Here is a 14,897-nt window from a genome sequence, read left to right on the forward strand (position 1 = left end):
TCTGTGTTCGTGCTCCGGGTCAGTACGTCATCACGAGTGAGTTCGATACGGACACGATCGACACGACCACGGCGTTGAGGATGCCTGCGATGTACGGGTTGTTCGTCTCGCGGTAGATCTTGCGCGAGACGACGGCCGTGAACGCCAGGATCACCACGACAGGGAACAGCCAGATGCTGTAGATGCCGCCGAAGCCGGGCACGAGGTCGCCCGTCACCCAGAAGGTGAAGTACTGCAGCAGCACGAGCACGATCGGGCCGAGCGAGTTGAACAGCGCGAGAACTGCGGTGTTGACCCACTCAGCCGAGCCGAGCCGGACGCGGTTGAACACGTTGATCGACACGGAGTTCGCGACGAAGTAGATCAGGAACAGCGGCAGCAAGAACAGGCCGTACCAGATCTTGTCCTGCGGGAACGCCTTCACCGCGATCACCCAGAAGCGGAAGTCGGTCTTGAAGAAGTAGTCAGTCAGGAAGACGAGCATGAACGACGCGCTCGTCGCCACGGCGACCAGCCCGACGCTCTGCAGCAGCCGCTTCCAACCGGGCCACAGACCGAGATCGGTCGGGCGATGGCCCGCCTTGCGGCCGAACAGCAGATACGACAGCGCCATGATCACGACGGCCGTCGCGCCGTTGATCGCGGCCCACAGCGCGATGAAGAACACCGAACCGGTGGGCACCGGATTGGGAACCGCGTTGTGCACGATGCCCGTCACCCAGGCCTGCTGACTGAGCCAGACATAGGACAGCGCCGAGACAGCGGCCGATACGACTAGGCCGCCCCAGAACCAGGCCAGGTCCTTACCCGTCGCGCGTTCGGGAGCGGCGACGTCTGCGCGAAGATCGCGGAAGGCGCGCGTGAAGAGCAGCTCGCGCGTGAAGGTGACCAGGAACATGCCGAAGCCGATCAGCCCGATCGCAGTGAAGATCTCCTTCCACTGCCACACCTGCGAACCCGGTGCGATGTCGACCGGCGCGTCGAGCGTGGCGTCGAAGAAGTCGAGCACCTCGCCCGTCGTGTGCGCCGACTGCGGACCCCACGGGTGCGTCTGCGCCGGCGTGGTCAGGTAGCGCACCGCGTCTTCGCCGTCGACCACCTGCGTGTAGTACTCGTCGGTCACGCGCTCGTCGAGGTCGGCCGGGTCTGTACCGAAGTGCAGGAACGACTGGGCGCTCGGCGTTCCGGCGAACTCGCGCGGCGGCGTGGCCGTCGTGCCGTCAGCGTTGTAGGAGCGGAAGAAGAACTCGTCGTACTGGTCGGCGACCAGGCCCACGTCGCGCGAGCCGTAGATGTTCGTGTAGGCGCCTTCGTCGTCGGTGTAGAACGCCTCGTTGTCGACCAGCATCACCGACGAGATGAGCTGCGTGTCAGCGGCGTTGTCGAGCTGCACCGAGAAGTTCGCCGCGCGGGCGCCGTTCGAGTGGCCTTCGACGCCGATGCGGTCGGTGTCGACGTACGGCAGATCGGCGATGAGCTTCACTGCGTCGTACATTCCGGTGCCGCCGACCTCGAGCTGGTCGTAGGGGAGCGGGTCCGAGTTGCCGTGGCCGTACATGTCGATCGACAGCACGACGAATCCGCGCCGAGCCAGCTCCACGTAGTTCGCGGTCTGCATCTCTCGGTTGTTCCACCAGCCGTGGCTGACCACTACGGCGGGCGCCGGGGAATCGGCGGTGGCGTTCTCAGGGACGAGCAGCAGCGCGTTCATCGAACGCCCCGAACTCGTCTCCCAGCTCAGGTCCTTGACCTCGGTCGATCCGGCACCGGTCTGCACGATCGCGGCGCCGAGCGCCGAGATCAGTGCGAGCAGCAGTGATATGACGACCAGCACGTTGTTGCGCCGGCGTGACGTCGTTGTCATGTGAAGTGACTCCTTGTGTTCTCTTGTGCAGGGACGCAGGCATGTCGGTGCCCGCGCCGAACCGCCCGCTCGAGGCGGGCGGAGGTCGGGTGCGTCAGCCGTTCAGGTGCGGCGGATCTACCGGAGACGTCGCCGGAGAGTCGATTGCCGGCACCGGGACGGTTGCGGGCGCTCTCATGCGCCGAGCTCGGCGACGTCGAGAGCGACGTCGTGCTCATCGCGAAGCAGTTCGATCGTCGCGGCGAGCTCCTGGTCACGACGATCGGTGCTCCAACCGGCTGCGGCGGCCAACGCGTCGGCCACCGTGCGGAGCGTGTCGATGTCGGCGCGGCCGGTGAAGGCGAGCGAGGTGCGGCGCAGGATGACATCAGCAAGGTGCACGACGTGCTCGTCGCGCACCATCCATTCCAGCTCACGGGTGGAGAGTTCGCCGCCGAGGATGAGCTCGTCGTCTCCGGACTGCAGGTGCTCCCACACCTGCACGGCGCGCGTGCCGTAGCGCTCGAACAGCAGCCTGGTGCGTGCGTCGTCTGCGTCCAGCTTCTCCCGCAGCCACACGGTGACGTCTCCCGGTGTCTCGGGGTAGTCGCGGCCGCCGCCGATCGTCAGACCGCGCGTGCTGACCGTGCGCGGCGCCTTCAACATGTAGAGCACCTTGTCGGCCAGCGTCTCGCCGAGGGCGCGGAACGTGGTCCACTTGCCGCCGACCACGCTGATGACCGGGGTGCCGTCGAGTTCGGTCGTGGCGAGGTGGTAGTCGCGCGAGATCTGCCCGGTGCTGGACGCGTCGCTGCGGGGCAGGGGCCTGATGCCGCTGAACTTGTACACGATCTGCTCGCGCGAGACCGCGATGTCGGGGTACACGTCGGAGATCAGATCGAGGAAGTAGTCGACCTCGCTCTCGGTGCACCGGATGGGCTGACTCGGGTCGGCCGGGATGTCGGTCGTGCCGACCATCGCCCTGCTCTTGAGTGGGTAGATGAGCACGACGCGGCCGTCCTCGTGTTCGAAGAAGATCTCGCGCCCGCCGGTGGCGGCGACGAGATCGGGATTGTCGAGCACGATGTGTGAGCCCTTCGTGCCGCCCATGTACGCGGTGGCGCTGCCGAGTGCCTCGTTCGTGAGATCCGTCCACGGGCCGGACGCGTTGACCACGACATCCGGCGCGAAGTCGAACTCGTCGCCCGTAGCGTTGTCGCGCAGGGTGATGCTCCGGCCGTTCCGGCCGACCGCCTCGACGTAGTTGACGGCCCGTCCGCCTGCACGCACGCCGTCGCCGAGCACGTCGAGCGCCAGGCGCTCAGGGTCGTGCATGGACGCATCGAAGTAGGTCGCTGTGTACTTGACGTTCTTGTTCAGCCGGGGCAGCTGCTCCAGTGTGCGCTTGCGCCCATGGAAGCGGTGCCACGGCGTGGAGCGACCAGCCGTGGCGAACAGGTCGTACATGACGAGCCCCGCCTTGATGATCAGCGCCCCGCGCTCGGCAGGCTTGCCCTGTCGCTGGAACAGGAACTTCATCGGGGCGTTGAGCAGACCGGAGAAGAACGAGTACATCGGAATGGTCGTCTTCAGCGGCTTGACGTAGTGGGGAGCGGTCGCGAGCAGATCGTTGCGCTCGCGGACCGACTCCTGCACGAGACGGAACTCACCGTTCTCGAGGTACCGGATGCCGCCGTGCACCATGTGGCTCGACGCGCTGCTCGCGCCGGACGCGAAGTCACCGCGCTCGACGAGCACGACGTCGATGCCCTGCAGCGCGAGATCGCGGAACGTCGCGATGCCGTTGATGCCGCCGCCGATGATGAGCACCTGGGCCTTGCCAGTCTCGCGGATCGAGGCGATGGCCTCATCGCGAACGGCGGAGTGCGACTGCGGCGTGCTCATGGTGCTCCTTCTCAAAGCGCGGATGCGACTGCTCCCAACAGCGGGATCACGACTAGGCTGAAACTACTGGGACGGATGCGCAAATCTCCTGCACGAACGTGCAGCGGGTCGCGGAGAAGGGGACAGGGATGGCATACCGCGACGATTCCGGTGAGAATGCGGCCAAGCGGTCGGAGCAGATGGACACGGGCGGGCACAGCGCGGATGCGAAGCTGGAGCGCGCATTGACAGCTGCTCAGCTCTACTACATGCAGGACCTCACGATGGACGCGATCGCCCGTGAGCTGCGGACCTCGCGCTCATCCGTCTCGCGCCTGATCAGCCACGCACGAGAGACGGGCCTCGTCGACATCCGGATCCGCTCGCCCCTCGAGCACGGTGCAGGGCTCGAACAGGAGCTCCGCGAGCGCTACGGCGTCTCCGCGCACGTCGTGCCGGTCGGCGACGGCGTGAGCCAGGTGGATCGTCTGGAGCGCGTCGCCATGACCGCGGCGAAGCTCATCGCACAGTTCGTCGACTCGAACATGTCGATCGGCGTGGCGTGGGGATCGACCATCGGCGCGATCAGCAGGCACCTGCCGTCGCGCGACACGCACGGCACGAAGGTCGTGCAGCTGAACGGGGCGGGCAACACGCTGACCAGCGGAATCGAATACGCCAGCGAGATCCTCGACCGGTTCGGGCAGGCCTTCCGAGCGGACGTGCAGCAGTTCCCCGTGCCGGCTTTCTTCGATGATCCCGCCACGAAGAACGCCATGTGGCGCGAGCGCAGCACGCGCCGGATGCTCGCAGCGCAGGATCGCATAGACATCGCCATCTTCGGCCTCGGCTCACCCTTCGCCGAGGTGCCGAGTCGCGTGTACATCGGCGGGTACCTCGACAAGCGCGACTACCAGACGCTGCGCGATGACGGCGCCGTCGGCGACGTGGCGACGGTGTTCTTCCGCCGCGACGGCTCATGGCGAGACGTCGCACTGAATGCGCGGGCGACGGGACCGGGCATCGATCGGCTCCGTCGCGTTCCTCGGCGCATCTGCGTCGTGTCCGGCATGCCGAAGCTGCACGCTACGCGCGGCGCGCTCACGGCGAAGGCCGTCACCGATCTCGTGCTCGACGAGGAGCTCGCCCAGGGCCTGCTGGCGGTCTGACGAGCCTTGTCTCGCACGTTCGTGCAGTCGATGTGACCGGGTGTGCTCGCGCGACGTAGCCTGGGGGCACCGCGTGCGGTCGTCGCGGTGGTCATCCGGATGCCGGATGGCGAATGCTCTCCAGGTGACGAAGGAGTTCCCGTGCCGGACCAGCCGAAGTACCTCGTGTCGATCGATCAGGGCACGACATCGACGCGTGCGATCGTGTTCGATCACAGCGCCAGAATCGTGGCGACTGGCCAGCTCGAGCACGAGCAGATCTTCCCCAGGCCCGGATGGGTCGAGCACGATGCGATGGAGATCTGGCGGAACACGCGGGAGGTCATCGGGCAGGCGCTGTCGAAGGCCGAGATCACTCGGCACGACGTGGCGGGGATCGGCATAACGAACCAGCGCGAGACCGTCGTCGTGTGGGATCGCGAGACCGGCGAGCCGATTCACAACGCCATCGTGTGGCAGGACACGCGCACGCAGGCGGCGATCGACGAGCTCTCATCCGACGGGGGAGTGCACCGCTTCGCCGGCATCACCGGCCTGCCGCTGAACGCATACTTCTCGGGATCGAAGCTGGCGTGGATCCTCGACAACGTCGACGGAGCGCGTGAGAGGGCCGAGGCGGGCGGGCTGATGTTCGGCACGATCGACACTTGGCTGGTCTGGAACCTCTCAGGCGGACTCGACGGCGACGGCGTGCACGTCACCGACGTGACCAACGCGAGCCGCACTCTGCTGATGGATCTCATTACGCTCGACTGGTCGGACGAGATGCTCGAGGTCTTCCGCATCCCCAGGGCGATCCTTCCCGAGATCCGGTCGTCATCCGAGGTGTATGCGCATGCGAACCCGCACAGCCTGCTGCGGGAGACGCCGATCGCCGGCATCCTCGGTGATCAGCAGGCGGCGTCCTTTGGACAGGCAGCGTTCTCGCGGGGAGAATCGAAGAACTCGTACGGCACGGGTAACTTCGTGCTGTTCAACACGGGCGAGGACATCGTCTTGTCGGAGCACGGGCTGATCACGACCGTTGCGTATCGGCTCGGCGAAGGCCCGGCGTCGTACGCGCTCGAGGGTTCGATCGCTGTGACGGGGTCGCTGATCCAATGGCTGCGCGACAATCTCGGCATCATCTCGTCCACATCGGAGGTCGAGCAGCTCGCCCGCTCGGTCGATGACAACGGTGACGTGCACATCGTCCCGGCGTTCTCGGGCCTCTTCGCACCGCATTGGCGCTCCGATGCGCGAGGAGTGATCGTAGGGCTGACGCGATTCGCGACGAAGGCGCACTTCGCGCGCGCGGCGCTCGAGGCGGTGGCGTTCCAGTCGCGTGAGGTGATAGACGCGATGAACGCCGACAGCTCGGCAGCGCTGACCGAGCTGCGCGTCGACGGCGGCATGGTGCACAACGAGCTGCTGATGCAGTTCCAGGCCGACGTCCTCGGTGTGCCGGTGGTGCGGCCGGTCGTGTCGGAGACGACCTCGCTGGGCGCCGCGTTCGCTGCAGGGCTCGCCGTCGGCTTCTGGAAGGACTTGGACGAGCTGCGCGAGCTGTGGCAGGAGGACGCCCGCTGGGAGCCGCAGATGCCCGAGGCGGAGCGCGAGCAGCGCCTCGACACCTGGCGCAGAGCGGTAGAGCGCACCCTCGACTGGGCCTGAGCACGCAACCCCGGGTCGTGCGCCCGGGCTACTCGCCCTCGGCGCGGCCGAGGCGCCAGTAGCCCATGAACGCCACGGCGCGGCGGTCGACGCCGACATCGCGCACCAGGTGCCTGCGCAGCTGCTTGATGACGCTCGACTCGCCCGCGATCCACGCGTAGAGGGGCGCGCTCTTCAGCGCTGCGCCTCCCTTGGCGGAGCGCGGCACCTCCCACAGCAGGCCCGCCTCGATGTCGACCTCCTCGACCTCGGCGCCGCGTCCGTTCGGGCACAGCGCCTCCGCGTGCTCCGTGACCGCGCGGACGAGGTGCTCGTGGCGCTCGCCCTCATCGCGGGAACCGACGTGCACACGGAACCCGGGGTGAGCGGGAAGGTACGCGCGGTCGGCGGCCTCGGGAACCTCGAGCACCACGACGCCTCGCGCTGACTGCGGCAGCTGCTCGAGGATCACGGCGATCGCGGGAGCGGCTGTCTCGTCGCCCACCAGGAGCAGCTGCTCGGTCTGCGCGGGTGGAACGAAATCGAGCCCCATGTTGGCACCGCCGTGATGGATCGTCGGCGCCGCGATCAGCACCTCGTCGCCGACGAGCGCGTCCCGTATCCAAGCGGAGGCGGGGCCGGAGACGTCGTGCACAACCATGTCGATGTCGACCTCCCGGACATCGTTGCGCACGGCTCTGGTGGTGTACGTCCGGAACGGATGCCGCTCATCCGGGTGCTGCTCGCGCCACTGGGCGTACCAGTCTTCGCCGGTCGGCATGGCGTCGATGGGCACGCCGGGGCGCGGGAAGACCACCTTGATGCGCTGGTCGAAACCGGGGTTGCCGTACTCATCGAGGTCGGCGCCGGTGAACGTGAATCGGCGGAAGCTCGGTGTGATGTCAGTGATGCGCGAGACCTCCGCGCGGAAGATCCTCATCGGACGGGTGTCGGCAGCGGTGATGGTCATGTGGCGGCTCCTGCCGTGCGGTCGGTGCTCTCGGAGCGAGCGGGGTCGGGCGAGACGCTGTCGGCGTCGCCGTCGGACAGAGAATGATGGCGGCCGCGCGGTACGACCAGCGGGGTGCCGGACACAGGGTCGGCGATGACCTCGGCGGTGAGGCCGAAGACTTCGTCGATCAGCTCGGCTGTGACGACCTCGCTCGGGGCGCCGCTGGCGACCAGTCGCCCGTCGCACATCGCGAACAGATGGTCGGCGTAGCGGGCGGCGAGGTTGACGTCGTGCAGCACCATCGCGATCGTGGTGCCGCGCGTGCGGTTCAGATCGGTGAGCAGATCGAGCACCTCGATCTGGTGCGCGAGGTCGAGGAACGTCGTCGGCTCGTCGAGAAGGAGCACGTCCGTGCCCTGGGCGAGCGCCATCGCGATCCACACCCGCTGACGCTGGCCGCCCGACAGCTCGTCCACAGGACGGTTGGCGAGGTCAGCGGTGCCGGTGATCTCGAGCGCTTCGGTGACGGCGCTCTCATCCGCTGCGGACCACGAGCGGAACAGCTTCTGGTGCGGATGGCGGCCGCGCCCGACGAGATCGGCGACGGCGATGCCCTCTGGCGCAATCGGCTGCTGGGGGAGCAGTCCGAGTGCGCGCGCGAGATGCTTCGTGGGCATCCGGACGATGCTCTCGCCGTCGAGCAGCACAGAACCCGACTGCGCGGGCAGCAGCCGTGAGAGCGTACGCAGCAGGGTGGACTTGCCGCAGGCGTTGGCCCCGACGATGACGCTGATTCCCCCGGGAGGCAGTTCGAGGTCGACGCCGTCGACGATGGTGACCTGCCCGTACCCGGCACGCAGGTCCTCGGCGGTGAGGGAACGATGTTCGGTCACGATGAGCCTCCGAGCCTGCTGGTGCGGATGAGAAGGAAGAGCAGGTAGGGCGCGCCGAGAATGCCCGTGATCACGCCGACGGGGAACTTCGTGCTGAAGGCGAACTGTCCGATCAGATCGGCCGCCAGCACCAGGCACGAACCCACGAGTGCGGCCGGCACGACCAGGGACGAACCCGCGCCGACGATGCGTGCGGCGATCGGCCCCGCGAGGAAGGCGACGAACGCGATCGGCCCTGTTGTGGCCGTCGCGAAGCACGCCAGCGCCACGGCCGAGAGGATGAGCAGCAGGCGCGTTCGGTCGACGCGCACGCCCAGGGCGGTCGCGGATGCGTCGCCCATCTCGAGAGCGCGCAGATCCCGCGAGAGGAAGAGCACCAGCGGCATCAGCGCGGCGACGGCGATGGCCAGCGCCGGGATGTCCTCCATCCGGGAGCCGTTGAGACTGCCGGTCAGCCAGCGCATGGCGACCGCCACATCCCACTCCGCCGCGCGCTGGATCAGATACGACACCACGGCATCCAGCATGGCGCCGATTCCGATGCCGATCAGGATGAGGCGTCCGCCCGTCGACTCACCGCCGCGTGCTGCGAGGTAGATCGCGGCCGCCGTGGCGACGCCCATCAGCAGCGACAGCGTCAGGGTGAGCGGCGCGGCCAGGTGCAGCACGACCAGCGACAGCACAGCGGCGACGCTCGCACCGGACGTGATGCCGATCACGTCCGGGCTGGCGAGGGGATTGCGCAGCAGCGTCTGGAACGTGGTGCCGGCGATGCCGAACGCGATGCCTGCCAGGATGCCCGTCAGGGCACGGGGAATCCGCTGGCGCCCGACCGTGAACGACGCGCCCGGCACATCGTGCCCGGCGATCACGGCGATGATGTCGCTGAGCGGGTAGAACGTCTCGCCGAAGAGCACCGTGGCGATCAGAAGTGCGACGAGCAGCGCTGCGAGCACGGAGACGCCGATCCGTCGTCGCCGCGAGCGGACGCGCCGCCCGACGCGAAGCGCATCGAGGGGCGTCGCCCCTGTCGGCGCGATCCGGATGTCGGTGCCGGCGGTCATCACAGTGCCCGCATCCGGGTGCGGCGGGCGATGATGACGAGCACGGGCGCGCCGATGACGGCCGTGAGAATGCCGGCCTCGACCTCCCCCGGCGAGCCGAGCACGCGCCCCGCGGTGTCGGCGACGGTGAGGAGCACGGCGCCGAGCGGGGCGGACAGCGGCAGGATCCACCGCTGGTCCGGACCGACGATGAGACGGACCACGTGGGGCACCATCAGCCCGACGAACGCGATCGGCCCGCACACGGCTGTGACGCCGGCGCACAGGGCCACGCCCGCGGTGGCGGCGATCGCCCTGGTGCGCCCGATGCGCACGCCGAGGCCGACGGCGACATCGTCGCCCAGTGCGAGCGCGTTGAGCCCCGGAGCGAACACCAGCACGGCCGTCGCCGCGACCGCGAGCAGGGGAGTGACGGCGCCGAGCGCCGCCCAATCGGCGCCGCCGACCCCGCCGACCTGCCAGAACCGGAACTCGTTCATCGCGGCGGTGCTGGGCAGCAGCACGGCGCTGACGAGCGAAGACAGCGCCGCCGTCGTCGCCGCGCCCGCGAGCGCCAGCTTGATCGGGGTGGCACCGCCGGCGCCGATCGACCCGACGACGTAGACGAACACCGCCGCCAGCGCACCGCCCACCAATGCGAGACCGAGATAGGCGAACAGCGTGGTCGCGCCGAAGAAGGCGATCCCGCTCACCACGAACAGCGCGGCACCCGTGTTGACGCCGAGGATGCCGGGGTCGGCGATCGGATTGCGCGTGATCGCCTGCATCACGGCGCCCGACAGCGCCAGCGCGGCTCCGGCGAGCAGTGCGAGCAGAGTGCGCGGGATGCGCTCCTGCACCGCGATCGCCCCGATCCCAGCGGCGGTCTCTCCGTGCAGCCAAGCCGTCAGACCGTCGACGATGTCGATGGGTTCGACAGCGCGTGAGCCGAAGGCCAGTGATGCCGCGGCGGCCGCGGCGACGGCGGCGACGCTGACCGCGACGAGAAAGGCGCGCCGCGTCGCCGGTGCCGCCGCGGGGGCGGAACCGGTCGGACGAGGCGGCGCCTGGGTCACTCGGCCTTCGACGCGGCGTCGTCCAGGAGGGAAACGTAGTCGTCGAGCATCCAGGGGATCGACAGCGCGGTGGGCGTCACAGATCCGCTGAATGCGTCACCGCTTCCGACGGCGACGACCGCGCCGTTCTGCACCGCGGGTACTGTGCTCCACAGCGGGTCGGACTGCAGAGTGTCGAGGAGCGTGTCGTCGCCGTATGCGACGATCACGTCGACGTCGGCGATCTGATCGGCGTTCTCCGCGGAGATGTCTGCGTAGAAGCTGCCGCTCTCAGTGGTCTCCGCAGCGAGATCGGGGAAGTCGAAGCCCAGATCGCCGAGGAACGCCGTCCGCGAGTCCTCCGTCGCGTAGATCGACGCGGTGGACAGGTCAGCGGGCGACATGTAGAAGAACGCCGCCTTCTTGCCTTCGAAGCTCGTCACACCGCTCGTCGCGTCGGCGATCTGCCGGTCCAGATCCTCGACCAGCTGCTCGCCCTCTTCGGCTTGGCCGAGCGCCTCGGCATCGGTCCGGATGACATCGCGCCACGGGGTGTACCACGGCACGTCGGGGTATGCGACGGTCGGCGCGATCTCGGTGAGTGTGTCGTACTCCTCCTGGGTCAGGCCGGAGTACGCCGCGAGGATCAGATCGGGCTGCGCATCCGCGATCGCGGTGAAGTCGACGCCGTCGGTCGTGTCGAAGATGACGGGGTCGTCTGCACCGAGCTCCTCGTATCCGTCGAGGGACCAGTCGTACAGGCCGAGGCCGTCGTCGCTCGTCATGGACCACGTCTGGTCGTCGACGCCGATGGGTGCGACGCCGAGGGCTAGCGCGACGTCCTGGTTGCCCCAGCCGACGGTCGCGACCCGCTCGACGCCATCCGGGACCTCCGTCGTACCCAGCGCGTGCGTGATCTCGATGCCGCTGCCACCGGTCGAGGTCTCGGGTCCCTCCGCGCCGGAGGCGCACGAAGCGAGAAGCAGCGCAGAAGCCGCGAGGGAGGAGACGGCGAGGAGAGGGCGAGAACGCATGGGAAGACCTTTCGAGAGGGGGAGAGTCTTCGGCGGTGAAGAGATGCGCGCGGCGAGATCACGTTCGTCGATCGAGGCGAGCACGCTAGGACAGGCTTACCTAATCTACGCTGAGATGCAACTTCGCGGAACCCATGGATGCGACCAGTTCGGATACTGGGCGAACACAGAGGCGCGCCAATTGGCGGGAGGGGCGCTTTCTCTGGCAGAATGGAGGTTTGGAACGCGGGAACGACCCTCTATCCTTTCCGCGAACCACCCTGAGAGCTTCCGCCGGCGTGCATCACCCCACGCGCGAGGCGATTGGTTCGTTCACTTCGAAAACCACAGGAGAAACGTGGCTGTCAAGATCCGTCTCAAGCGTCTGGGCAAGATCCGTGCGCCGTATTACCGCATCATCGTTGCCGACTCGCGCAAGAAGCGCGACGGTCGTGTGATCGAGGAGATCGGCAAGTACCACCCCACGCAGGAGCCCTCGTTCATCGAGGTCGACTCCGAGCGTGCGCAGTACTGGCTCAGCGTCGGCGCCCAGCCGAGCGACCAGGTGCGCGCCATCCTCAAGCTGACCGGTGACTGGGGCACCTTCAAGGGCGAGAAGGACGCCAAGAACACGGTCAGGGTTGCGGGCGAGAAGGTCGACTTCGAGGTCGACTCGAACAAGAAGTCGGTCATCAAGCCGAAGGCCGAGAAGAAGACCGAGGAGCCCGCAGCGGCTCCCGCTGAGGACGCCGCAGAGGCGCCCGCCGAAGAGACCGCGGAGTAACCGTCGTGTTGGCTGCCGCGCTCGAGCACACTGTGAAGGGCATCGTCGACCGCCCTGAGGATGTGCGCGTCATCTCGTCGACCACACCCCGCGGTGATGTGCTGGAAGTGCACGTCGCCGAGGAGGACCGTGGGCGAGTGATCGGGCGCGGCGGCCGCACCGCGAAGGCACTGCGCACGCTTGTGAACGCCCTCGCCGACGGCAAGCGCGTTCGCGTCGACGTCGCCGACGACTGATCGTGGTCGAGCGCGCAGCGAAACAGCAGCTTCGAGTCGGTCGCCTCCTGAAGGCGCACGGGCTCAAGGGGGCACTCAAGCTCGAGCTGTACACGGACGACCCCGACGGCCGCTTCGTGCCCGGGGCGACATTCACCCTGCAGGTTCCGCAGGACTCGAAGTGGCACGGCAAGACCGTCACCGTTCAAGAGTTCCGCTGGATGAACAACCACCCGGTCGTCTTCCTCGAGGGAATCGAAGACCGCAACGAGGCCGAGAGCATCGTCCGAGCCATCCTGTGGATCGAGCAGGACCAGGCCGAGGCAGAGGCGCAGCCCGAGGACGACGCCTGGTACGACCACCAGCTCGCCGGGCTCGACGTCGTCCGCGACGGGGTCGTCGTCGGCAAGGTCTCCCGCGTCGACCATCTGCCATCGCATGACCTGCTCATCGTACGAATGGACGGCGAGGAGGTCATGGTGCCCTTCGTCTCGGCGATCGTTCCCGAAGTCGACCTCGCGGCCGGACGCGTCACCGTCACGCCTCCCGCAGGTCTGTTCGAGGAGCTCCCCGATGACGCGCCCGCGACACCGGATGCCGAGGGGCCGGCCGACTGAGCCGGCTGAACGGCCGCGCCGACAGGTTCGCCCGGCTCAGGCGTCGTGCATGCGCAGCCCCTAAGCTTGTCTGGTGCGCCTGGATGTCATCACGATCTTTCCGTCGTTCTTCGACGTTCTCGATGTCTCATTGATCGGGAAGGCGCGTGAGCGCGGTCTGATCGACATCGGCGTGCACGATCTGCGCGACTGGACGCACGATCGCCACCGCACGGTGGACGACACCCCCTACGGGGGCGGTGCAGGCATGGTGATGAAGCCCGAACCGTGGGGCGAAGCGCTCGATCACACCCTCACCGACGACGCCGTCCTGATCGTGCCGTCACCCGCGGGAGAGCGATTCACACAGCCACTGGCCCGTGAACTGGCTGACGAGAAGCACCTCGTGTTCGCGTGCGGTCGCTACGAGGGCATCGACCAGCGCGTCATCGATCACTATTCGACGCGCGGGCGCGTGCGTCTGGTAAGTCTCGGCGACTACGTGCTCAACGGCGGCGAGGTCGCGGTGATGGCGATGATCGAGGCCGTGACGCGCCTGCTTCCCGGTATGGTCGGCAACCCGGCCAGCCTCGTTGAGGAGTCGCACGAGGAGGACGGTCTGCTCGAGTACCCGATCTACACGAAGCCGGCCGAGTGGCGCGGCCTCGAGGTGCCCCCCGTGCTGCTGAGCGGCAACCACGGTGCGGTGGACGCCTGGCGCCGCGAGCGGAGCATCGAGCGGACGAAGGCGCACCGCCCCGATCTTCTCCCCGACGACGAGGCGTGACGTCGTCTCACCGTCGCGCTCCGGCCGGCGTGACAGGTTGAACGCGCAGTCGTAACGCCCTGCGTTTGTGCGCGTAATCCGTGGAAGACATGGTGGGAGCGACCACCCATTCCCCTTCCTCCGGAGGCGCCATGTCGTACGTCCCGCCCGCCGACCTCGCGCAGAGCATGATCGCGGCCGGCCAATCGAAGGTCCTGATGTCCACGCGCGACACGCTCATCCGGGGCTACATGGGCGGTGCGATCCTGACTCTCGGCGCCGCCTTCGCCGTGACGGTCGCCACTCAGACCGGGGAACCGCTCCTCGGTGCCGTGCTGTTCCCCGTCGGCTTCATCCTGCTGTACCTGCTCGGATTCGACCTGCTCACCGGTGTGTTCACGCTCGCACCCATGGCGCTGATCGACAAGCGCCCCGGCATCAACTTCGCCGGCGTGCTGCGCAGCTGGGGACTCGTCTTCCTCGGCAACTTCGCCGGCGCGTTCACCGTCGCCGTGTGCATGGCGATCTACTTCACCTACGGGTTCACGACGGAGCCGAGCGCGGTGGGCGAAGCGCTCCGCGAGATCGGGCACGGCCGCACGGTCGGCTACGCGGACCACGGTGCAGGCGGCATGCTCACACTGTTCGTGCGCGGCGTGCTGTGCAACTGGATGGTGTCCACCGGCGTCGTCGCGGCGATGATGGCCAAGGACGTGACGGGCAAGGTGCTCGTGATGTGGATGCCGATCATGCTGTTCTTCTACATGGGCTTCGAGCATTCGGTCGTGAACATGTTCCTGTTTCCGGTGGGCCTGCTGCTGGGCGCCGATTTCACTATCGGCGACTACCTGATCTGGAACGAGATCCCCACCGTCCTGGGCAACCTGGTCGGCGGGCTCACCTTCGTCGGTCTGACGATCTACGTCACCCACGCGCGCACAGCACCGAAGCGCGTGGCGCTGGTGCGGCCGAACGGCAAGCGCTTCGCCGCGAACCCGACGAAGGTGCCCGCAGACGCCCCGGATGCCGACGAGGACTGACACGATGACGAA

General features: G+C 67.7%; 14 protein-coding genes. 7 read left to right on the forward strand and 7 right to left on the reverse strand.

Features of this window, described 5'->3' with window-relative positions; translation table 11 throughout:
- Positions 1–19 precede the first annotated feature (19 nt).
- Positions 20–1,864: an alpha/beta hydrolase family protein gene (locus DZG09_RS09455; protein WP_240423909.1), complete on the reverse strand. Its 1,845-nt coding sequence runs from the start codon at positions 1,862–1,864 to the stop codon at positions 20–22.
- Between the two features lie 174 nt (positions 1,865–2,038).
- The gene (locus DZG09_RS09460; RefSeq protein ID WP_119697512.1) at positions 2,039–3,748 is read right to left on the reverse strand and encodes a glycerol-3-phosphate dehydrogenase/oxidase; all 1,710 of its coding nucleotides are present in this window, start codon (positions 3,746–3,748) and stop codon (positions 2,039–2,041) included.
- A 179-nt stretch (positions 3,749–3,927) separates the two neighbouring features.
- Between DZG09_RS09460 and DZG09_RS09465 the strand changes: the two genes are divergently transcribed.
- Together DZG09_RS09465 and glpK are read left to right on the forward strand one after the other, a co-directional pair.
- On the forward strand, positions 3,928–4,896 hold the full coding sequence (locus tag DZG09_RS09465) for a sugar-binding transcriptional regulator (RefSeq protein ID WP_119697957.1): 969 nt from the start codon (positions 3,928–3,930) through the stop codon (positions 4,894–4,896).
- 141 nt (positions 4,897–5,037) lie between these two features.
- Entirely contained in the window at positions 5,038–6,549 is a 1,512-nt protein-coding gene (gene glpK / locus DZG09_RS09470; RefSeq protein ID WP_240423910.1) for a glycerol kinase GlpK, read from the forward strand.
- A gap of 28 nt (positions 6,550–6,577) precedes the next feature.
- Here the strand turns inward: glpK and DZG09_RS09475 are convergent, their stop codons facing one another.
- From DZG09_RS09475 to DZG09_RS09495, 5 genes are read right to left on the reverse strand one after another with little or no spacing between them, the layout of a single operon-like run.
- Positions 6,578–7,498 carry a siderophore-interacting protein gene (locus DZG09_RS09475; RefSeq protein WP_119697513.1) on the reverse strand — a complete coding sequence of 307 codons (921 nt, stop codon included), beginning with the start codon at positions 7,496–7,498 and terminating at the stop codon, positions 6,578–6,580.
- Positions 7,495–8,373, reverse strand: a complete 879-nt coding sequence (locus DZG09_RS09480) for an ABC transporter ATP-binding protein (protein ID WP_119697514.1) — start codon at positions 8,371–8,373, stop codon at positions 7,495–7,497. Before DZG09_RS09480 ends, DZG09_RS09475 begins: the two co-directional genes overlap by 4 nt.
- Positions 8,370–9,437 carry a FecCD family ABC transporter permease gene (locus tag DZG09_RS09485; protein ID WP_119697515.1) on the reverse strand — a complete coding sequence of 356 codons (1,068 nt, stop codon included), beginning with the start codon at positions 9,435–9,437 and terminating at the stop codon, positions 8,370–8,372. Before DZG09_RS09485 ends, DZG09_RS09480 begins: the two co-directional genes overlap by 4 nt.
- Complete coding sequence (locus DZG09_RS09490) at positions 9,437–10,492, reverse strand: FecCD family ABC transporter permease (protein WP_119697516.1); 1,056 nt, start codon at positions 10,490–10,492, stop codon at positions 9,437–9,439. Before DZG09_RS09490 ends, DZG09_RS09485 begins: the two co-directional genes overlap by 1 nt.
- The gene (locus tag DZG09_RS09495; protein ID WP_162893253.1) at positions 10,489–11,505 is read right to left on the reverse strand and encodes an iron-siderophore ABC transporter substrate-binding protein; all 1,017 of its coding nucleotides are present in this window, start codon (positions 11,503–11,505) and stop codon (positions 10,489–10,491) included. Before DZG09_RS09495 ends, DZG09_RS09490 begins: the two co-directional genes overlap by 4 nt.
- 337 nt (positions 11,506–11,842) lie before the next feature.
- Between DZG09_RS09495 and rpsP the strand changes: the two genes are divergently transcribed.
- From rpsP to DZG09_RS09520, 5 genes are all read left to right on the forward strand, one after another.
- Positions 11,843–12,268: a 30S ribosomal protein S16 gene (gene rpsP / locus DZG09_RS09500; protein WP_119697518.1), complete on the forward strand. Its 426-nt coding sequence runs from the start codon at positions 11,843–11,845 to the stop codon at positions 12,266–12,268.
- A gap of 5 nt (positions 12,269–12,273) precedes the next feature.
- Positions 12,274–12,504, forward strand: a complete 231-nt coding sequence (locus tag DZG09_RS09505) for a KH domain-containing protein (RefSeq protein ID WP_119697519.1) — start codon at positions 12,274–12,276, stop codon at positions 12,502–12,504.
- 2 nt (positions 12,505–12,506) lie between these two features.
- Positions 12,507–13,100: a ribosome maturation factor RimM gene (rimM, locus tag DZG09_RS09510; RefSeq protein WP_119697520.1), complete on the forward strand. Its 594-nt coding sequence runs from the start codon at positions 12,507–12,509 to the stop codon at positions 13,098–13,100.
- Positions 13,101–13,173: 73 nt separating this feature from the next.
- Positions 13,174–13,866 carry a tRNA (guanosine(37)-N1)-methyltransferase TrmD gene (gene trmD / locus DZG09_RS09515; RefSeq protein ID WP_119697521.1) on the forward strand — a complete coding sequence of 231 codons (693 nt, stop codon included), beginning with the start codon at positions 13,174–13,176 and terminating at the stop codon, positions 13,864–13,866.
- A gap of 131 nt (positions 13,867–13,997) precedes the next feature.
- Entirely contained in the window at positions 13,998–14,885 is an 888-nt protein-coding gene (locus DZG09_RS09520) for a formate/nitrite transporter family protein (RefSeq protein WP_119697522.1), read from the forward strand.
- Positions 14,886–14,897 lie beyond the last annotated feature (12 nt).

It is taken from the genome of Microbacterium halotolerans (assembly GCF_003569805.1).
Taxonomy (GTDB): Bacteria; Actinomycetota; Actinomycetes; order Actinomycetales; family Microbacteriaceae; genus Microbacterium; species Microbacterium halotolerans.